We start from the raw sequence: 19,726 nt of genomic DNA, 5'->3' as shown, positions 1-19,726 counted from the left end.
GTCTGGGAATTATACCGGATTCATGCGGGGCTTCGTCGGCGTGGCAGGAGCAGACGAAGTTCTTCCATGCGAAGCAGCGCCGCCGCCAGCAGGTACGCGGCGACCGCCGCACCCAGCGGAACGAACACCTGCACCCCGCGCGAAACCAATCGCCCCATGCCCGACAGATCGACGCTTCCCGTCCAGCGATTGACCGCCCAGGCGGCTACTCCCGCCAGCCCCGCCGCCAGCGCCGTCCGCAGGGTCGATGCCATGAGAATTCGCGCGCCGATTCGGCCCTGCATCTTCCGCCGCAGCAGCCAGACCGACACCGCGACGTGAAGCGTGGCCGAGACCGCCGTGCCGAGGCCGAACGCCGCCTCACGAATGCCGGGATGCCACAAAAGTGACAGCACCAGCACGAGGTTGACGGTCACCAGGGCACAACTGATCCACATCGGCGTCAGCGTGTCGCGCAGGCTGTAAAACCCGCGCAGGACAATGTGCTGGCAGCAATACGCCGGCATGCCCAGGGCGTACCACTTGAGCGCGTAGGCCGCGCGGGCCGTCGCCTCGGCGTCGTAGCGGCCATATTGAAAGAGCAATCGAATGATCGGCTCGGCGAGGATGAACAGCGCCACGCCGCAGGGCAGCCCCTCGAAGATGGCGACGCGCATCGACTGGCCGAGCGTCGCGCGGAGACCGGGATAGTCCTGCCGGCTCGCGTACAGGCTGAACATCGGAAACGCGGCCGTCGCCAGCGAGATCGCCAGCACGCCGAGCGGGAACTGATACAACCGCTGGGCATTGTTGATGGCCGACAGCGCGCCGTCCGTCAGCGGATAGGCAATCGTGCGGCCGAGAAAGGAGAACGAATCGGGCGTGGCCGGCCCGCGCGTCAGAAACGTACAGATTTGCGCATCGAGGAAAACGCTAAGCAGCAAGACGCCCTGCCCCAGAACAATCGGCACGAAGCTGCGCAGGATGCGGCGCAGTTCCGGATCGTGCGTATCCAGCGAGAAACGCCACGTCACGCCCAGCCGCCGCAGCACGGGAAAAATGATCGCCAGTTGCACAACAGCCGCCAGCAGCACGGAGATGGCCACGCCATAGACGCGCTGCTCCGGCGCTTCGCCCATCAGCGGGCCGATCGCCTCCACGCCGGCGATCATGAAAAGGTTCAGCACGATCGGCAGCAGCGCGGGGACGGTGAAATGCTGAATGCAGTTCAGGATGCTCGCGAAGAGCGCCAGCAGGCAGACGCTGATCATGAACGGCAGCATGACGGCCGTCAGCCCGGCTTGCAGCGCGCGCATCGGCCCGCCAGGCGCGAACTGCCAGACCGCCAGCGCCACGATCTCCAGCAAGACGGTCAACACGGTGAGCGCGAGCGTCATCAACCCGGCGACGCGCCCCAGCAGCAGCCACGCCGCCGGGCGCCCGCGCTGGTCCAGCGTCTCGGTAAAGACCGGCACGAAGACGGCCGAGAGCGCGCCCTCGCCGAAGAGCCGGCGAAACAAGTTGGGCACGAGAAAGCCGTAGTTGAACGCATCCTGAACCCAGCTCTGCCCGAAGGCGCGATTGACGATGATATCGCGTGCCAGACCAGTGACACGCGAGAGCAGCGTGCACGCGGCGATGAGCTTGGCCGACCCGAGGTATCGATTCTCCGTCGACATGCCGCCGCACTATATCGAAGCGACCGGACCGTCACAAATTATCGCCGCGCGACGGGCGAGTGAGTGGATCGCACAAGGAAATCAGGGTGACCTGCCAAGTAGAGCCGCAGAATGATCCACAGGGTGTGGCACCTGCCGCGGCGGGTGCATCACTGGCGAGACGCCTGTGCCACGGGTGAATGTTCATGGCGGCTTCAACTTTGGGCGGCATGGCCGCGGCCTTTGGCGGCCATGTTCCTCGAGCGATTCGACCACTCGTTGCATGGCACGCGACAATCCCAGTGCCCGTGCGTCACGCAGCGCCACCCATCGGCACGCGCCACCTCGCTCACGCCCCGCACCCGCCGGCGCAGCGAATTCGTAGCCGATCATCCGAATACGCCGGTGTGAAAGCACGTGTTCAAAATCGCAGAATCTCTGCGCGCGCGACCGCGCCGCCATCGCTTCCCGGGTCAGCGACCGCAACGCGGATTCGATGGACCGCCCACTCGCCACGGCGCTGGGCAGCTCCCAAAGCCCGCCCCAAAGTCCCTCCTGCGGCCTTCGCACGAACAGGTAACGCTCGCCCCGCCGAATCGCGGCGACGACATGCGTCTCGTGCTTCACTTTCGCGCGTCCGCCCTTGACCGGCCGATCCGCGACGGTCCCCGCTCGCCGCGCCATGCACCATCGCGCCACCGGGCATTCGCCGCATTGCGCCGTCGCCGCAGGCGTGCAGACCGTCGCCCCCAGTTCCATCAACGCCTGGTTGAAATCCCCGCACCGCCGAGCCGGCAGCAACGACGTCGCGAGATTCCAGATCCGATCCTGGGTGTGTCGCTCCCTGACATCCGACGAGAGATCGAACAGCCTCGCCAGCACACGCGTCACGTTGCCATCCACGACCGCCGCCCGCGCGCCGAATGCAATCGACGCGATCGCCCCGGCCGTGTAGCGACCGATTCCCGGCAACGCGCGGAGGCCGTCCACGGTCCGGGGAAACTCGCCGTTCAAGTCATTCGCCACAATCTTCGCCGCCCGATGCAGGTTCCGCGCCCGGGAGTAATAACCCAGACCGGCCCAGAGCTTGAGCACCTCCCCAATCGGCGCTTTCGCCAGTGCACGCACGATCGGAAATCGCCGAAGGAAACGCTCGTAATAGGGAATCGCCGTCGCGACCTGCGTCTGCTGGAGCATGATCTCGCTCAACCAGACGGCGTACGGATCGCGCGTCCTCCGCCAGGGGAGGTCCCGCCGGTGCCGGTCATACCAAGCGAGCATCCGACGGGCTATGGTTGGAAGTTTCCCGGGGTCCGCACGCGTCATGGGGTGATTCTACTCATGCCCAACGGCGGACCCAACCCGCCGATCAACACGTAACCTACGCTTCATTAAGGCCTTAGGCGGCAACCGACCGATGAATCTCCTGCATGGCTCGCGATTTGCCGGACCGGGCGTGCGTCGGTATGCTAACGCACGATGCGAGCCGCAAGACCCCCAAGGAACCACTCGCGTCAACCTGATGCGGCGTTCTTGTATGGTTGCCGCAGCCCGGGGAGGTAATACAAGCATGACGAAGATGAAACTGTATCGCTGGCGGAAGAAAATCCTCGTCGCGGCGGCCATGCTGCCGCTGTGTCAGACTACCGGCACCTGCGATTTGAGCACGATTCCGAACCTGATCGGCCAGCAGATCGCCAGCGCCACCTTCAGCGTCGTCGTCGGTTCGATCCAGCAAACGCTCCTGACCAGCTTTCCGTCGTCGGACGTCATCCAAATTCTGCTGGGTGGAAATCGCCAGCCATTCTTCCAACGGTGATTCGCGCCCGGCGCAATCGCCCCGATGAGGTGAACACCCCATGAAGATGACGCCCCGCCGCGCAAAACTGGTCCGGCGTATTACCGTCCTGATCGCCGCCGCGCCGCTCTTTCAGAGCATCGGCTGGTGCCAAACCGCCATCAACCGAACGGCCGCCAACACGGTCAACGCGCTGCCTTCCACCTATTACAGCGTGCTGGAAGGCATCGCCCTGCTGCCGATTCGCCTGCTCATCTCCGGTGGGAACCTGAACGGAATCGGCGGAACCGGCGGAACCGGCGGCGGCGGAATCTGACCTGCCGGCCGCCCCGCGGGTTATTCATCGTCCGCCAGCGCGCACAACACCCGCGGTAAATCCGCATCGCAGAGCGATCCACGACCGATCAGCACGAGGCTACCCTCCTGCACCTCGTCGGGGCTCCACCCCGCCGCGTCCATGCATTCCCGCGCCAAATCCAGCCGGACGGCGCTAAGCGCTCCCTTGGCCTGCGCCACGGCCTGCTCCAGTTGTTTCAAGACGCCAGACTTTTTCATCCGCGCCAGCACGTCGGCCGATCGCGCCGCCACGTCCTCCGACCGCGGCATGCGCATGTAGTCCTTGCCGCTTTCACCGGGCGCCAATTCAAACCAGACCACACCCCCGCGCAAGTATTTCTTGAAGAACGCTTCGGGGATCGTGCGCAGCACCAGACCGTATCGCTGCTCCGGCAACTGGCCCGCGAAAGCCTTCGACGTGATTACGACATTCGTACCGCGATAATGCAGCCCCTCGCCGATCTGCACGATCGCATCCTCAAACCGCGCCCGCACGTACTCCTGAAGCTGACGCGCCACCTCTTCGTACTTGTCTCGCGATAATCCAACGGAACCGGCCATGGCTTCCTCGCCTGTCAATCGCGATCCCGACGCCCCCCCGCGCGAGTGTAGCCGGTTCGCAGCCCGCGCTCCACGACTGCGGCGATTTGTCCCGATGGGCGGTTGGCGTTAGCATAACGCGTTCGCCGACGGCTTCCGTCACGATGACCAACAAACCATGGACGGCCTAGGACGCTTGTGCAGGACGCACGCGAATCGTACCTGCATGAATCGGCCGCCTTTGCCATCCCATTGCATCCGGCCAGACCGACCATGCCATGCCGCATGGGTCACCGCGCTCATGACGCTGACGCTGACGCTGCCTGCGGCCTGCAACGATCCGGCCGATCCCTATCGCCGCGATCCCGACGAGGGGCTGGTGTCGTACTCCGTCACGGCCGATGACGTGCTGCGCCGCTGCGCTGCGGCGTACGGCCGCGCACGAACGCTCACGGCCACCGGCGTGCTAAGCGCGTATCACAAGACGTCGCCGCGCGTCGTGCCAGTGTCGTGGACGCTGGACCGGCCCGGACGATGCAAGCTCCAGATCGGCGAGGACGCGATCATCGTGCTGGGGCGAGACTGGTGGAGCTATCGCGGCGGCGAGGGCCGCTTCACGCGGCACCGCCAGTTCACGCGAACGCCTATTCAGACAGCAGTCCTATTGTTGACCGACGGCCTGCCGATGCTGGTGGACGAGTTGTTCGTCGAGGGCGAGAACGCGTTGAAACCGACGGGCCTCCTGGGCCGGCCCGGTTGGCGTCTCGAAGGCGCGGCGTGGGCCGGCGGGCGACCCTGTTATGTGGTCACGCGGCCCGAGGGTTTCGGCGGATCACAACGCGAACTATCGCTCTGGATTGATCAGGACTCATTCCTGCTTCGGGCGTGGAAACTGACCGCGGCCGGCGGGCAGCGTCTCATCGCCGGTTGCGATTATCATGAGTTGACGGCCGATGCATCGCTTCCGACCGGGGCGTTCTCGCTGGAAGCGCCGGTGCCGCTCGCCCTGCCCGAGCCGCAGCAGCCGGACCGCCCGTAAACAAACCGCCCTTCGCACCCACGGACGACACCCTCGGTCCGTTGGAGTACGACCAGCACCAGGGGAGCAGACATGGACCCGGCACAACGCCGAACACTGAAAACACAAGCCCACCATCTCAAGCACCGCATGACGATCGGCAAGGCCGGCGTCAATGACGCGGTGATTGAAACGATCCGCAGGCACTTCGACCACGTCGAGCTTCTCAAGATTCGCATGACAATGGACGACGCGGCGGAAGTCGATCTCGCCGGTGAGGAAATCGCCTCGCGCGTGCCGTGCGAATTCATCGCGCGCGTCGGCCACGTCGGCATCTTCTTTCGTTCGCAGCAGGAGCAGCCGGCTTCACCAGTCAGCGCATCGGATGCCTCGTTGGATGCCGCGTCTGGCGAGTCGACCGTTTCCCCGCTATAAACCGGGCGATGGCTACGCCAGAGATTTACGTTCACCGGACGCTGGACTGCGGCGTCGAACTCGCGGCCCTGCCGCTGCCCGGCCGGCGAACGGCTGCCTACGAGATTCGCGTTCTTGCGGGCCTGGTCCACGAGCCTGCCGAACGGCTCGGACTGGCCGGTACGCTGGAAGAGACGATCGACAAGGGCACGCAGCGCTTCACGGCGCAGCAACTGACCGACGCGTTCGACGCCATCGGCGCGCAGGCGTCGTCGCGCGTCGGGCGCGAGTCGATGGTTTTTCGCTGCGCCTGCCTGCCGGAATACGTCGAGCAGGCGCTGGAGCTGCACGCCGAGATGCTCCGTCGGCCGACGTTCCCGGAGGAGTTCTGCCGCGTCGCGGTCGATCTGGGTAAACAGGAACTGACCGCCCTGGAGGATGACCCCGGCGAGCTGTCGCGGCGGCTCATCGCGCCGCACGCCTACGGCCCCATCCTGGGACGACACGAACATGGCACCGTCGAGACCCTCGAATCCATCCGGCGCGACGATCTCATCGAGTACTGGCGGCGGACTTTTTCGGCGCGGCGCATGCAGATCGCCGTCGGCGGCGCAGTGGACGTCGACCGTTTCGCACACCGGGTCGAGGAGTTGTTCAGCGGCTTCGGCGACGGCGCGACGGCGCCCGACAACGATTACCGATTGGAATTCTCTCCCGGCGTGCGCCACCAGATGAAGGAGCTTGAGCAGCAACACATCCTCATCTGCTGGCCGGGCCTGTCCATGACGCACCCCGACGCCCCGATCGAGCAACTGGTGCTGGCGATGTTGAGCGACGGCATGAGCTCCCGCCTGTTTGTCGAGGTCCGCGAAAAGCAGGGCCTCGTCTATTGGGTCAGCGCCTGGGACGAGCACCCGCGTCAGGCCGGAATGCTCTTCATGGGTGCGTCGACAACCCCCGCCCGCTGCGAACAGACGTTTCGCACGTTGTTGCGCGAAGTGGACCGCCTCGGCGAAGACGTCACCGAGGAAGAGCTGCGCCGCGCCAAGACCGGCATCATCGCCAAGTCCCAGACCCACGGCGACATCACCCGCGCCCGCGTCAGCGAGTTGAGCGGCGATCTGTTTCACTACGGCCGCCCGATGCCCGTCGAGGAGAAGAACCGCCGCATCGAGGCCGTGACGATCAATGACGTTCGTCGCTATCTGAACGACAACCGCCGCGACAAGCTGTGCGTGCTCACGCTGGGGACGCGGCCGCTGGAAGGAGCCGTCGCATGATGGGCGGGTCATTCGTTGAACACGTTCTGGACAACGGGCTTCGCATCGTCATGGAGCCGATGCCGCACGTGCAAAGCGCCGCGGCGGGTTTTCTCGTGCGCACCGGCGCGCGCGACGAGGCACCGCACCAAGCCGGCGTATCGCATTTTCTCGAACACATGTGCTTCAAGGGTACGCACCGCCGCACCTGGCAGCAGATCACCATCGACTTCGACAACCTCGGCAGCACCTACAACGCCTACACGAGCAAGGAAAAGACGTTTTACTTCGGATGGGTGCGCACCGCCGACCTGGAAAAGCAGATCGAACTGATCGCCGACATGATGCAATCGGCCCTGCCGCCCGACGAGTTCGAAACCGAGAAGCAGGTCATCCTCGAAGAAATCGCCATGTCGGACGACCAGATCGACCGGCAGGTGTACGAGCTGCTCCACGAACGCATCTACGCAGGCCATCCGCTCGCCTGGCCCGTGCTGGGAACGGCCGAGACGGTCTCCGCGCTGACCCGTGACGCCATGCACGCCTATTTCCAGGCGCGTTACAACCCGGCGAACATGGTCCTGCTCGTCGCCGGCGCCATCGAGCCGCGCGAGGTCATCAATACGACACAACGACTCTGCGGCGACTGGCAGCGCGGCCCGGAACGCCCGCCACGCACGCCGCCGCCCAAATGGGCCGAGGGCGTGGTCGTTCGAAAAACCGACCGCTTTCAGCAGCAGGCGATCGCGCTGTGTTACCCGGCGCCGCCAGCCAATCACCCCGATGAGGAAGTCGCCGACGTCGCCGCCAGCATCCTCGGCGGGCACAACTCCCGCTTCTACTGGAACATCATTCAGGCCGGAATCGCGCCGCACGTCTCCGCCGGGCGGCTCGCCTATGGAGACAACGGTCTCATGATGATCTGGGGGTTTTGTGAACCCGCCAAGGCCGAACAGATGGTCGACGCCATGCGCCGCGAAATCGCCCGCATGACCGACCTGGGCGTCAGCGGAGACGAAGTTCAGCGCGTCAAGAACCGTTCGCGCACCAGTCTCGCCACCGAAGCCGAAGCCCCGTACTACCGGCTCATGCAGCTTGCCTCCGACCTGAACAGCTTCGACCGCCCGCGCGATGTCGCCGAACGCCTCGCCGCCATCGACGCCGTCACTCCCCAGCGCATCAAGCAGTACCTCGCCGACTGGCCGATCAACGGGCCGGGCTTCCTCACCAGCCTCGGTCCGCGTAACTGGCCTGAAAACTAGGTTTGCCCCCTGCGGTGGCGTCCTTCGGCCGGTTTTGCCGCGCCGCCGACGGCTTGCCCCTGCCGATATCGAAATTATTTCGAACGTTCCCTGTATACCATGGGGAGTCCGTCCGCGCGGAGTCTTGAATGTCCGACCTCTCAATCAGCAAGAACGGCGACGCATCCGTCGGCGCGCCGACCAACGGATCCGCCGCCGGTGCGCCAGCCAATCCGCCGCGCTCGACCTACGGCGTCGCGGGCAACTCCTCCGACCAGCGCGGACCGACCCTCATCTCGCTGGAAGGCGCTTCGTACTCCGCTCCAGGTGCCGTGTCCAAGTCAGCCGTCTCCGTCGTCTATGAATCCGCCGCCTCCCCGCCTGGATGGAGTGCGGGGGTGTTCGGACTGGCACTCGTCGTCGCCGCCGGCTGGTTGGCCGTCTGCCCGGCGCCACGCATCGCCGAATGGTGGACGCGGCTTACGGCGATGCTTGCGGCCGAACGCTCCGTGCCGATCGGTGGCGATAGCATCGCGGCGGTTCTGAATCACGCCTACGCAAGCGAGGCCGGCCGATGGACGCTCGCGCTGATGTTCGCACTGACCGGCGCGAAGCTGCTGCGCGCGCGATTCGTCTATTCGCTTGTCACGGCCGCCCTCTTCGCGGGCGCGGCTTACACCGTTGACGCGCTCTTGCAGGGCAAGGCCGTGACGATCCTATCGAGCCTCTCGGCCGCGGAGGGTTTCGCGTGGCGATTCGGCGTCGTCGTGTGCCTGGCGCTGGCGGCGTTGTCGCAATCCGGTCGGCACGGGCGAACGCTGAACGCGGGCAGCCTGCTGGGCTTCGCGCTCGTCGCGCTCGCGTCTCTGGGAACGGTCAAAAACTGGTATCAATGGGACACGCTCGCGGGGCGATTCCTCCCTTCCGCGTTGGAATTTCTCACGCGCTGGGGCGAGGAATGCACCTGGGCCGTCGTGCTGATTCTGACCGCCGTCGGCATCGCTGTGAATCGCACCCGCACGGTGCATTTTCTTAACGCCCTCGTGCTGATCGCGCTCGCTTATCACTGCGTAAAAACCGGCTACGCCGAATGGCGCACGTTTCCCGAACTCTCGGCCGACGCCGCCACGCCGATCGCCATTGAAGAAATCAGCATACGCAACGTCGAACCGTGGCAATGGATGATCGCCCTGGAACTGTCGTGTCTCGCCGCCGTTCTACTGCACATGGCCCTGGGCATTGGCGTGCTCAACCTTGCCTATGCCTTGACCCTCATGACCGCGGGGCTGGCCCTGTCAAACTCGGTCGGCACCATGTCGCTCGTCCGCGCCGGCAACGACGCCCTCGGCCGAAGCGCCGAAGCCAGCCCGCTCTTCAACATGGGACTGCCCGTCAACGATCCGCGCGCCTCGGCCCAGACCGAACTCCCCGACCTCAACGTATCCTCCGAAGGCGCGCACCGCCTCGACTCCAGCCCGACGACTCAATCCCTCGCCGGCCGCGGTCGATCGACGCTCACGACCGAACAACGCGCCGCGCAGGAGGCGCTCCAGGTGCGGCTCTCCCAGCAGGGCGCCGTTCGCGAGATCGCGCCTTTTGTCTGGATCCTGCTCACCGCCGTCATCGCCGGCGTCGTCGCCGTCACCGGCCTGCGCGTGCTCATCGCCGATCCGCGCCACCGTTCCGCCGTCGCCATGCTGCTCGTCTTCGCCTTCGGCGTCGCCGTTGCCCTGCTCTGGTCGGTCTGGCCGCGAAACCCCCACCAGTCCTGGTCGGCCTGGCTTGCGGCGTTCAAACTCTCCCGCTATCACGCACACACGGTCTGGATCGTCTTCCTTGGCGCGGCCGCCGTCGCCGGGGCCTTCGCCCTGCACCCCAACAGCAGGCTGGTCACCTGGCTCCACGCCAGCATCGCCCTCGTCCTCGTCGGGACGATGGCCAGCATGGTCGCCGCGGCAATGCTGATTCAGTTCGGCAACTTCCCGCAGCTTCCGGTCTGGGTCTATGCTGTTGTCGCCGCAGCGCAGTCTTCGCTCGCGTGGGTTCTGCTCATGCACCTGAACTTCTCGGCGCGATCGCCCCGGCATCGCATCGCTTTCGCTCGATGATTCGCCGATGATTATGCAGCCGACGCTTGCCCGCTCGGCCTTTTTGGAGAGCCTCCCCATGGATGGTCTGACCGCTTCGCAGCACATACCCGGCCGCCGCTACACGTCCGCGACGTCGATCGCCCCGCGCCGCGCCGCGCTGGAATCCGTCGCGGGGCTCGCCGCGCTGGCCATTCTGATGCTCGCAACCGGGTGCAGTCTCGATCACCTGCGCACGCCCGAGCGGCTGGAAAAAGGCCTCGTCGTCATTCTGCCTGGCATCGAGGGCCGCAGCATTCTCAACGAATCGCTTGCCCGCGGATTGGCCGACGGCGGCGTCGAGTGCGGCATCGAGATTTTCGACTGGGGCACGCCCATCCCCGGCGGTCTGCTCATCAACCTCGCCGACTACGAGCGCAACAAGGTCGTGGCCCAGCGCCTGAACAACCGGATCATTTCCTATCGCGCGCAGCATCCGCACGCCCCGCTGCACATCGTCGGCCATTCCGGCGGCGGCGGGCTGGCGATCATGGCGGTCGAGCGGCTGCCGGAGAACGTACAGGTCTCTACAGTTGTCTTACTCGCGCCGGCCATCAGCCCGCATTATGACCTGCGCAACGCCTTGCGACGCACCACCTTCGGCATCTTCAATTATTATTCCGAGTTGGACGCCGTCTTTCTCCGCGCCGGCACCACCGTCGCCGGCACCATCGACCGGCGGCACGGCCAATCCGCCGGCGCGGTCGGCTTTCAGAAGCCCGCCGACGATTCCAGCGAAGCCGCCGCCCTCTACCGCAAGCTGCACCAGGTGCCCTACAGCGCCGACATGCGATGGGCAGGCCATTTCGGCGGTCACACCGACTGGACCCATCCGACCTTCGTGAAAGCCTACCTCGCTCCGCTGATTACGGAATTGAGCGGCCCGCCGATCCTTGCCGATGACGGCAACGCAGCACTCCCGCGCTCCCTCGGCCGCGTCGCCGCGACCGACCCCTCGCCGTAGTGGGCATTGCCCATCCTGCAAATCCCATGCGGCGGGTTGGTTGCCGTAAAATCGCGATGAACGATACCCCCGCAGCTCAACGGGATCTAATCCTTCTTCTGCCTGCGATCCTGCTCGCTGATGTGTTTCAGCGCCTCGACGTACGGCTCGCCGATCGCGCGCTCTTCGGCCGTCGTATTTTCCATCAGCCACTGGCGCACTTCATCCTGGCCGCCGGGCAGATCGCGCTTGAAACCCGTGTCACGCGTGAGATCCTTCAGCAGCGGCGCCTGGCTGGCGTACTCCGTCAGCCGCTCTCGCACAAACTTGAACCGCTCCTGCTGCGACAGCCCCGCGTAACGCTTCGCGTCGTCGATGAACGCCCGCTTCATCACGCGGATCATCGCCGTGACGAACGCCTTGCGCTCCTCCTCGCTCAATGCCTTCAGCGATTCGCGCATCGCTTCGCGATAGGCCGCGTCCGACGCCAGCCGACCCTGCCAGCTCTTGATGAACTGTTCCTGCTCGATCTGCGGGAGCCCCGCCAAACCGCGCTCGTGACTCACGAATGTCACCATCTCGGCCGGCTTGGCCGTCTGCACGTTCGGCCGCGCAGGCGTCGCCGCCCACAGGTACGTCACGATCGACGCGACCAGCAACACGCCGATCGTCGTCCCGACGACGGCCGACGTGCGGTGCCGCTTCACCAGGTTCGTCGCAGGCTGCCCCGCGGCGTGACTCTCCAACTGCGTCATCATACGCCTATTTCCTATACGTTTGTATCATTTCTCCCGTCGCACCGGACGCAACCGGAGGGTGTTATCGGTTCGCCGTCCGCGCTGTTCGCGGCTTCAGGTCCGCGTTCAGCGTGTTGAACGGCCCCTGCTCGTCGCCCGTGTGAAACGCCTCAAAATCCGCCAGCATCGGCTGATCGGCCCGGCCCAGGCCGAACCCCTTCGCCTTCGCCAGCATCTCCTCGCCGACGCGCTTGCCGCCGTAGGCCTCCCCCCAGATCCACTCGTAGCTTGAGCCTTCCGTTGCGTACCACGTCGTTTGCCTGCCGTACTGTTTCTCCAGCGGATTGTCCTCCCCCAACGTCCGCCGATCGGCCGGGCAGTGAAACGGCTCGCCCGCTCCCGCGCTCACGTACGGTTTCAAGACATCCGGCAAAATCAGCCACGGCGGGTTGTGCATCGGCAGCGACCGCAGCTTCTCCACGTAAGGCCACCGCTGATCGTTCGCTTCCAGGTAGGCCGACAACCCCTTGCCGATCGTCGCCAGATTCGCCAGGCACGCCGCGCGCTGCGCCGCTCCTCCGCCGCCGCCCAGCGGAAGCCAACGCGACAGGTAGATCAACCCCGCCAAGGCCACCAGCACCATCAGCATGACATCAATTTTGGCCAGTCCGCGATGCTGCATCGACGTGAACGATTCCTTCATCGACAAGGCCGGGCAAGGCAAGGCCGCGCGACCCGACGCGCCGAGATAAAGCCAAACGGGCTTTTGCCCCGCTTTTCACGGTGGCGAAAGCCCGTCAGGAGCCTAAGCGTCGAATTCCCGATGGTCAAGCAACGCGGCTAATCATCGCTCTCACGCACACTTACGACCTCGCGCGTCGGGGACTTCTTCGGCATCTGCGAACGATAGGACTTGGATGCCGTCGTGCCTTCGTCCGCCTCGTCCGATTCCGGCGCGACCCCCGCGTCGGCCCGATCCTTCCACACACGCAGATCGGTGATCTCGTGCGTCACGTCCGACACCTTGTCATGCGCCCGCCAGCGCACCACGAATCGCCGTGTCTCACCCGGCAGCAGCGGACCGCGCCATTCGTCATCGATCTGAATCGGCGTCGCCGCGTACGTCATGCGTTCCTCGACGGCTTGACCCTCGCTGTCCATTCCGACGATCCGCATGCTCAACAGCGAGACGAGTTCTTCGCCGCCGTTGCGCACCTCGACTGATGCCGACTGGTGGTTTCGACCATCGCGCGGAAGGAGTTTCGTCGTCACCGCCAGTTGATTGCGATAATCCGGCCGGCGAACGTCATCTATCGCATCGGCCAGCGCCGGCGGCAGCGCCGCGCGATATTCCGGCAGCTCGCCCAGGACCCGCGAAACCAGAACGACCGCGCCATCGGCCCGGCGGTCCACAACGCGCAGCGCATAAACCGCCAGCCCGCTGCCCGCAACGATGGCGGTCACGATGATTCCTGTCAGGCCCCAGACGATCGAGGCCCCCAGGCCCATTCGACGATTCACGACCGTGGTCGGGCCGACTTCCGCATGAGGGTGGTTCCGAAACATGGTAAGGCTCCTTGGGTACGCCGCTCCGACGACGAAGCGAATCCAGCCGGATATTGTGCCCGCGCGGGCCGATTATTTCCGGCCTGCCCATCGCGACGACGCTTTTTCGTGTGCGAGTGGAGCGATTCAAAACGGCCCCATGTCGCTTGAGAATCTTCCGCGAGACATCCGATAAGAGAGCAGGCTTAACCCGTTGCAGGCGCAGGAATTGCGCCGCCCATCCGGGGGGCTGCCAGGACATGACCGAAGTCCTCGATCCAAACGAAGTCAACGCGCTGCTCGATGCGGTCGCCACCGACAGCGACGGCGACGATTTCGAATTCGCCGGCGACCGCCGCCGCCAAGGCCGCGAAGTCACCGAATACGACTTCAAACGTCCCGAACGCGTCAGCAAGGAGCAGATGCGGGCGCTGCAATCGATTCACGAGTCGTTCGCTCGCAGCTTCGGGGCGTCGCTCTCGGCATTCCTTCGCACCATCGTCGAAACGCACGTCGCGACGGCCGAGCAGCTCACCTACAGCGAGTTCATCCATTCGCTGCCCAGCCCGACCTGTTTCAATCTACTGTCGGCCGAGACGCTGACCGGCAAGATGTGTCTTGAGATCAGCCCGCTCATCGTCTTCCCGATCATCGACCGCCTTCTGGGCGGCACCAACTCGGACATTTTCATCCCCCAGCGGCCGCTGACGCTCATCGAACAGCGACTGGTGAACCGCATCCTCGATCGCGCGCTGGAGAATCTGTCCGAAGCATGGAGCGAGCTGATCGAGGTGAAGTTCGACCTGGCCGGGCACGAGAGCAATCCGCACCTCGTGCAGATTGTCGCGCCGAACGAAGTGGTCGTCGTGGTGGGTTTCGAATTGAAGGTCGGCGCTCGCGCGGGCACGATGAGCATCTGCATTCCGTTCAACGTCATCGAGCCGGTCATCGGCAAGCTCGCGACGCAAAGCTGGCTGGCCTACAGCCGCGGGACGGTCAACACGGCCCATCGCCGCGCGCTGACGCAGAAGCTTCGCAACGCGGAGATCAATCTGCGCGCGTATCTCGGCCAAACACGCATCACCCTGGCCGACCTGATGTCGCTCGCGCCGGGCGATCTGATCCGGCTCGACAAGCTCGTCACCGAGGAAATGAGCCTGCAAGTCGAAGGCCGGGACAAGTTCCTGGGACGGCTGGGTCAGCTCCGCGGCAACCGGGCCTTCCGCGTCACGAAGAAAATCGACGAGATCGGGCGAAGCGACGACGCCGGCTGCCATCGGCAATCGGGTGATTCCCCGGCCGAAACACGCGCTCGCAGCGTGATATAATGTTCTCGTGCCGACGCTTGAGGACATTCTGCTTTCGCCCGAGGTCGTCTCGGAGCGCGTCGATTTCGGAGCGATCTTCGGGAACGACCGGCCCGTCGAGATGGAGATCGGCTGCGGCAAGGGGGCGTTTCTGCTGCGGATGGCCCGCGCGCATCCCGACCGCAACTTTTTCGGCATCGAATGGGCCAGAGCGTTCTGCGAGTATTGTGCCGATCGTCTGGCACGCTGGGGCGTCACCAACGCGCGCATGGTCCGCACCGACGCGAAGATTCTCGTGATGCACCGCCTGCCGCCGGCGAGCCTGACCGCGCTGCACGTCTACCACCCCGACCCCTGGCCCAAAAAACGCCACCACAAGCGGCGGCTCTTCACGCCCGACGCGGCCGCGGCGATGGCCCGGGCGCTGGTCCCCGGCGGTCGTCTGGCCGTGCAGACCGATCACGCCGAGTATTACGAGCAGATTCGCGCCGTGCTGGGCGGCGTGGCGGATTTCGCGGAGATCGACTTCGACGATCCGGCGTTCGGCACGGCCGGATCACGGACCGAGACAAATTACGAGATCAAGTACGTGCGCGAGGGACGGCCGATCTATCGCATGGCCGTGAGGAAGCGATGAGACCAACTGTGGGGACAACGCCGACGCTGCATCGCCTGATCGCGCTGTTGGCGCGCGGTGTGCGGTGGATCGCTCGGCCGCTGGGGCGGATCGTGTTCCTGGTTAACACGGTGACGATCCGAGCGCTGACGCTGACGATCCGGGCGTACCAATTCGCGCTGCGCCCCCTGCTGCCCGGGCATTGCCGATTTGAGCCGTCGTGCAGTGAGTACGCGCTCGACGCGATCCGGCGAAACGGTCCATGGCGAGGTTCGGTGCAGGCCGTTCGGCGCATCCTGCGCTGTCACCCGTGGGGCGGATTCGGCTACGATCCGGTGCCGTAGCGAAGGCACGGTACGGCCTTGCCGGCAGGTTCGCGGCCATCGAGATGGCCGGGCTGAATGATGTTGAACCCTGTCTGCGTTTCTGCCAGGCACTGGCCACGGACAACTGCCCACTGACCACGAGACACTGACCACTGCCCCTTAATCCATTCGCTCCAGCACGATCATCACGACGCGCGGGCGGATGAAACCATCCGGAATCGATTCCGGCAGTTCGCCGGGCCAATCCGCCGCGCCGTAGAAACTTCCGAACGATGCATGACGCAGCGTGATGGGCAACTTTTCCGGCACGCGCGCCGGCGGCACCCGGCGACCGATTGACTGGTCCTGTGCGATCGCGCGCTTCAACAGCGGGGCGGCGTCAATCGTCATCGTGCCGGCCAGCGGCTTCTCCAGCACCGGGCGCGCGACCATCCACAGAGGCCCCACTTCCGCGGCGGCGTTTTCCGGCGCGGCGGTCGTTCCGCGCAGCAGCCCGTTTGTCGTCGCCCAGCCATCCCACGGGGCGGACGTCAGCGCGATGGAGAACGTGGCGGGTGAACCGAGGACGCCCGGCCTCTGTGCGATGCGGCCCTCTCCCAACGGTGCCTTGCCCAGCAGCACGCGGTACGGCGCGTCGGGCTTTTCATGCACATCGGCCGGCAACTCCAGATCAATCGGCGGCAGCGCGATCGTCCAGCGCGTCGGAAGGCTCCACGAGATCGATGGGTTGCCGGATTCGGCATCGGCCGATCCTGCGCGGGCCGTCACCGTCTCGACCACGGCCAGCGCGCCGTACCGTCCTTCCACCGCCGTACCTCGACGAAAGTCGATTTCCTTCAGGCGCTCGAGCCGCTGCTCCGGGTCGGTCGCTCCGGCCAGTCGCTGCCGATCCTGCTGCGTCATGTGTCCCAGTTCGTGCAGCCAGCGCCGCACGGCCACGGCCTGCGCCCCCTTGAGCGCGCGGCCGAGCGCATCAAGTTCTCCGGGATGCACCCCGGCGCGCAACGCCGCCAGCAGACGCCAGCGCTCGTCCGACGGCTCCGCCCCGGCCCGGCGCGACAGATACTCCAGCGCGGGCTTAACGCAGTCGATGGTCTCCTGTCGCAAGAGGAACCCGGCAAAGGCTGCCAGCGGGTCGGCGGGCGGATTCTTCATGCGCAGCAGCGTTTCAACGTGCGTCGCGCGCGAGGCCCCCGGCGGGCATCCCGCGACAAGCCGGGCCGCGTGCTCGGCCAGACCGCGACGCAGCAATTGCTCCGCGGCGGCGTGGCAAAGCTCCGTTTCACGGCTGCCGGGCCGGGTCCGCGCTGACCGGCCTTGCTCACCGCCCGATGCTCCATCCGCGGACTTCATCCTGATGACGATTTCGCTCAACGCATCCACCAGCGGGTCGTGCGAGGTCAGCAACACGATGACCGGAAACGGGTTCGGCTCGCGCGGCGCGAGGTCTTCGCTCGCGATGCGCAGCAGAAGCCGTACCGTCGCCTCGCGCACCTTCGATGACGCAGCAGGACCGGTCGCATCGCGCCAGATCCTCGCAAAGGACTCCGAATACACCAACTCGCCGACGTAAAGTCGATTCAGCGCCGTCACCATCGCCAGACGCTGGCCATCGGTCCGAAGCGACCCCCAGGCAGTCAACAACGGATCCTCCGGTCCGCTTAACACAACCCTGCGACGCTCCAGTTCCTGCGCCAGCGCATCGGCCAGTTTCGCCGGCGCGAGCGGAACGAGTCGCCGAATCAAATCCGTCGCCCACGGGCTGTCGGGAATCGCGGGCAGACGCTTCATCAGCGCTTCCAGCGCCGCCGGCGAAAACCGCGACAGTTCCACAGGTTTGTCCGCCGCGCGCGGATCGTTCGGATCAACGCCGACCGCTTCCGACCCCGCGCCGCCGACCGCCGCGCCCGACGACGCCTCGCCGCGCGCGATCGGCCACGGACCAAGTGACAACAAAAGGTCACCGGCCGCGTCAATCAACGCGGCGTCCGTCCCGCTTAACACGTTCGTACCAATCAGCATCGCCAAGCCGCGGCGCGACCGCTCGTCACCGACCAGGCCCATCCAGAAGACGCCGCCCTCGCGCCGGCCCAGACCATGCTCGACGTTTTCCAACCAGGACTTCTGCAACGCCGCATCTTTTGCCAGCCGCCGCAACGCCGACGGCGCGATCCAGTCCGCCGGCGCGAAACCCTCCAACGGCTCGGCGAAGTACGACCACGCCGCCGCACGGACCGCGGCTCGATCCGTCGCGCCGGCCTCAAGCATGCGCTCATCCAGGTCCGCCAGAAACGCCGGATCGACCCGTGCGGGCCACTCTCGTCGCGCCCGCGCCAACCTCTGCACCGCCAGCGCCGCGTGCGCCGCCGATCCGTTCTTTACCGTATTTATGACATCCATCAACATCGGCGCGACGGCTCCGCGCGGACCGTTCGATGGGCCCTCCGCCCCGGCCGGACCGGTCATCGGCGGCAACGGCAACGGCTCTCGCGCCTTGCGAATCGCCGATAAGTCGATCGTCTCTTCCTCGCCATTCGCCCACGTCCAGGTCAGTCGATTCGACTCGTTGGTTATCTCAACAACGAACGCTGACATCCCGCTCGCAGGGATCGTCATGCTTCGCAGCGGCCGGCGCTCGCCCCGGCCGCCCGCTGCGCGCGAGTCCGGCTCCGCGCCGCGTGGTCCGGTTTGATTGCGCACCGTCACTGTTGGGCGACCGGCGGCGGGCTTCAGTTCCCACCGTTCGTAAAGCGGGTCTTCGTCGAGCAGCGCAAGATCGATCGGGCCGAGCGGTTCGGGCAGCAATCGAATCCCCCAGACCCCGCGAAACTCCCGCGCGCGCATCGCGCTGCGTGTGAGCGTTCGAGGAGCCGCGCCGAGATCGTAGCGAAACGGAATCGTCAGGAAAACGCGATCCGCCTCGGCCGAAACCGTCGCGCCTTCGTCCCGAATCGACGGAGTGATCAGATCGTTGTTCATGGCCGGCGTGAGGTCCACGTACAGCCAAGCGGATTCCTCGGCGCGCGCGGCGCGGTCCGACGCCGCCAGCGTCAAACAAACGACGGCCCATTTCCAGTGAACGTGGATCGCCACCGGTGTATTCTATCGCACGAGACACCGAGGATCGACCTTGCGCGACCCATTTCAACCCATCCGCCATCGCTGGAATCCCTCACCCACCGCGGCCATCCGATTGCAGCGCGCGCTGGCTGACCGCGTTGTCGAGCGCGTTGTGCCGGCGCGATCCGTACGGCTCGTCGCCGGGGGCGATGCCGCGTTTGTCGCGGGCGCCCCGCAGATCATCGCCGGATGGATCGTCTGGGACGTTCGCAAGCATGCGGTGATCGAGTCGGCATCCGTTCATCGCAAGGTGACGTTCCCCTATGTGCCGGGATTGCTTTCCTTTCGCGAGGCGCCCGCCCTGCTTGCGGCCGCGCGCCAACTCCGTTCGGTGCCCGATGTGTTCATCCTCGATGGTCACGGGCGAGCGCATCCCCGCCGTCTCGGCATTGCTTCGCATTTGGGGCTCTTGCTCGACCGGCCGACCATCGGCTGCGCGAAAAGTCGACTGTGCGGCGAGCACGTCGAACCGGGCAACACACGGGGCGATGCCGTCGATCTGCGATTCGATGGCGAACGAATCGGCCGCGTGCTGCGAACTCGCACCGGGGTGAAGCCGATCTATGTCAGCGTCGGCCACCTCGTGCGACTGGCGGATGCGGAGCGAATCGTGTTACGATGCTGCACGGGCTATCGTCTGCCGGAGCCGACCCGCCTGGCGCATCAGCTCGTCACGCGACTTCGCCGGGATGCCTCCGCCTGATGTGCGCCGCGGGGCATGTCGGCGCGCGGGAGCGGGAACGCCGTTAACCAATCATGCTGG

General features: G+C 65.7%; 19 protein-coding genes. 12 read left to right on the top strand and 7 right to left on the bottom strand.

Annotation, left to right across the window (positions count from 1 at the left end; translation table 11 throughout):
* Window positions 1-20 precede the first annotated feature (20 nt).
* Together murJ and mutY are read right to left on the bottom strand one after the other, a co-directional pair.
* Entirely contained in the window at window positions 21-1,658 is a 1,638-nt protein-coding gene (gene murJ / locus HRU71_13445; GenBank protein ID QOJ04432.1) for a murein biosynthesis integral membrane protein MurJ, read from the bottom strand.
* Window positions 1,659-1,841: 183 nt separating this feature from the next.
* A complete protein-coding gene (mutY, locus tag HRU71_13440; GenBank protein QOJ04431.1) occupies window positions 1,842-2,918 on the bottom strand; it encodes an A/G-specific adenine glycosylase in 1,077 nt (358 codons plus the stop codon).
* Between the two features lie 289 nt (window positions 2,919-3,207).
* Here mutY and HRU71_13435 point away from each other — a divergent pair, with 289 nt between their 5' ends.
* Both HRU71_13435 and HRU71_13430 read left to right on the top strand, forming a co-directional pair.
* Window positions 3,208-3,456, top strand: a complete 249-nt coding sequence (locus HRU71_13435) for a hypothetical protein (GenBank protein ID QOJ04430.1) — start codon at window positions 3,208-3,210, stop codon at window positions 3,454-3,456.
* Window positions 3,457-3,496: 40 nt separating this feature from the next.
* Entirely contained in the window at window positions 3,497-3,751 is a 255-nt protein-coding gene (locus HRU71_13430) for a hypothetical protein (GenBank protein ID QOJ04429.1), read from the top strand.
* A gap of 20 nt (window positions 3,752-3,771) precedes the next feature.
* On the opposite strand, the gene HRU71_13425 is transcribed toward HRU71_13430, so the two are convergent.
* Window positions 3,772-4,332, bottom strand: a complete 561-nt coding sequence (locus HRU71_13425; protein QOJ04428.1) for a hypothetical protein — start codon at window positions 4,330-4,332, stop codon at window positions 3,772-3,774.
* A 280-nt stretch (window positions 4,333-4,612) separates the two neighbouring features.
* Here HRU71_13425 and HRU71_13420 point away from each other — a divergent pair, with 280 nt between their 5' ends.
* The 6 genes from HRU71_13420 (at window position 4,613) to HRU71_13395 (ending at window position 11,333) form a co-directional block, all read left to right on the top strand.
* Entirely contained in the window at window positions 4,613-5,350 is a 738-nt protein-coding gene (locus HRU71_13420; GenBank protein ID QOJ04427.1) for a hypothetical protein, read from the top strand.
* Window positions 5,351-5,422: 72 nt separating this feature from the next.
* Window positions 5,423-5,764 carry a YhbY family RNA-binding protein gene (locus HRU71_13415; protein ID QOJ04426.1) on the top strand — a complete coding sequence of 114 codons (342 nt, stop codon included), beginning with the start codon at window positions 5,423-5,425 and terminating at the stop codon, window positions 5,762-5,764.
* Between the two features lie 8 nt (window positions 5,765-5,772).
* A complete protein-coding gene (locus HRU71_13410) occupies window positions 5,773-7,023 on the top strand; it encodes an insulinase family protein (protein ID QOJ04425.1) in 1,251 nt (416 codons plus the stop codon).
* Complete coding sequence (locus HRU71_13405) at window positions 7,020-8,264, top strand: insulinase family protein (GenBank protein ID QOJ04424.1); 1,245 nt, start codon at window positions 7,020-7,022, stop codon at window positions 8,262-8,264. Before HRU71_13410 ends, HRU71_13405 begins: the two co-directional genes overlap by 4 nt.
* A 128-nt stretch (window positions 8,265-8,392) precedes the next feature.
* On the top strand, window positions 8,393-10,351 hold the full coding sequence (locus HRU71_13400) for a hypothetical protein (protein ID QOJ04423.1): 1,959 nt from the start codon (window positions 8,393-8,395) through the stop codon (window positions 10,349-10,351).
* Window positions 10,352-10,409: 58 nt separating this feature from the next.
* Window positions 10,410-11,333 (top strand): alpha/beta fold hydrolase, encoded by a 924-nt coding sequence (locus HRU71_13395; GenBank protein QOJ04422.1) that lies wholly within the window; start codon window positions 10,410-10,412, stop codon window positions 11,331-11,333.
* An 86-nt stretch (window positions 11,334-11,419) separates the two neighbouring features.
* Here HRU71_13395 and HRU71_13390 read toward each other — a convergent pair whose 3' ends face one another.
* The 3 genes from HRU71_13390 to HRU71_13380 all read right to left on the bottom strand — a co-directional run bounded on the left by HRU71_13390 (window position 11,420) and on the right by HRU71_13380 (window position 13,615).
* Complete coding sequence (locus tag HRU71_13390; GenBank protein QOJ04421.1) at window positions 11,420-12,070, bottom strand: hypothetical protein; 651 nt, start codon at window positions 12,068-12,070, stop codon at window positions 11,420-11,422.
* Window positions 12,071-12,131: 61 nt separating this feature from the next.
* Window positions 12,132-12,731, bottom strand: coding sequence for a hypothetical protein (locus tag HRU71_13385; protein ID QOJ04420.1), 600 nt, complete (start codon window positions 12,729-12,731; stop codon window positions 12,132-12,134).
* 158 nt (window positions 12,732-12,889) lie between these two features.
* Entirely contained in the window at window positions 12,890-13,615 is a 726-nt protein-coding gene (locus HRU71_13380; protein ID QOJ04419.1) for a hypothetical protein, read from the bottom strand.
* 239 nt (window positions 13,616-13,854) lie between these two features.
* Here HRU71_13380 and fliM point away from each other — a divergent pair, with 239 nt between their 5' ends.
* The 3 genes from fliM to yidD are packed head-to-tail and all read left to right on the top strand — an operon-like array spanning window position 13,855 to window position 15,861.
* On the top strand, window positions 13,855-14,922 hold the full coding sequence (gene fliM / locus HRU71_13375) for a flagellar motor switch protein FliM (GenBank protein QOJ04418.1): 1,068 nt from the start codon (window positions 13,855-13,857) through the stop codon (window positions 14,920-14,922).
* Between the two features lie 7 nt (window positions 14,923-14,929).
* The gene (gene trmB / locus HRU71_13370) at window positions 14,930-15,538 is read left to right on the top strand and encodes a tRNA (guanosine(46)-N7)-methyltransferase TrmB (protein ID QOJ04417.1); all 609 of its coding nucleotides are present in this window, start codon (window positions 14,930-14,932) and stop codon (window positions 15,536-15,538) included.
* Window positions 15,535-15,861: a membrane protein insertion efficiency factor YidD gene (yidD, locus tag HRU71_13365; protein ID QOJ04416.1), complete on the top strand. Its 327-nt coding sequence runs from the start codon at window positions 15,535-15,537 to the stop codon at window positions 15,859-15,861. The genes trmB and yidD overlap by 4 nt, the downstream gene beginning before the upstream one ends.
* 141 nt (window positions 15,862-16,002) lie before the next feature.
* Here the strand turns inward: yidD and HRU71_13360 are convergent, their stop codons facing one another.
* Entirely contained in the window at window positions 16,003-18,936 is a 2,934-nt protein-coding gene (locus tag HRU71_13360) for a hypothetical protein (protein ID QOJ04415.1), read from the bottom strand.
* A gap of 58 nt (window positions 18,937-18,994) precedes the next feature.
* On the opposite strand from HRU71_13360, the gene HRU71_13355 reads away from it, so the two are divergent.
* Complete coding sequence (locus HRU71_13355) at window positions 18,995-19,666, top strand: endonuclease V (GenBank protein ID QOJ05014.1); 672 nt, start codon at window positions 18,995-18,997, stop codon at window positions 19,664-19,666.
* Window positions 19,667-19,726: the final 60 nt, after the last annotated feature.

The organism is Planctomycetia bacterium, from assembly GCA_015200345.1.
Taxonomy (GTDB): domain Bacteria; phylum Planctomycetota; class Phycisphaerae; order UBA1845; family UTPLA1; genus PLA3.
Note: the sequence above shows the minus strand (reverse complement) of the source record. Positions and strands in the feature narration are given on the sequence as shown.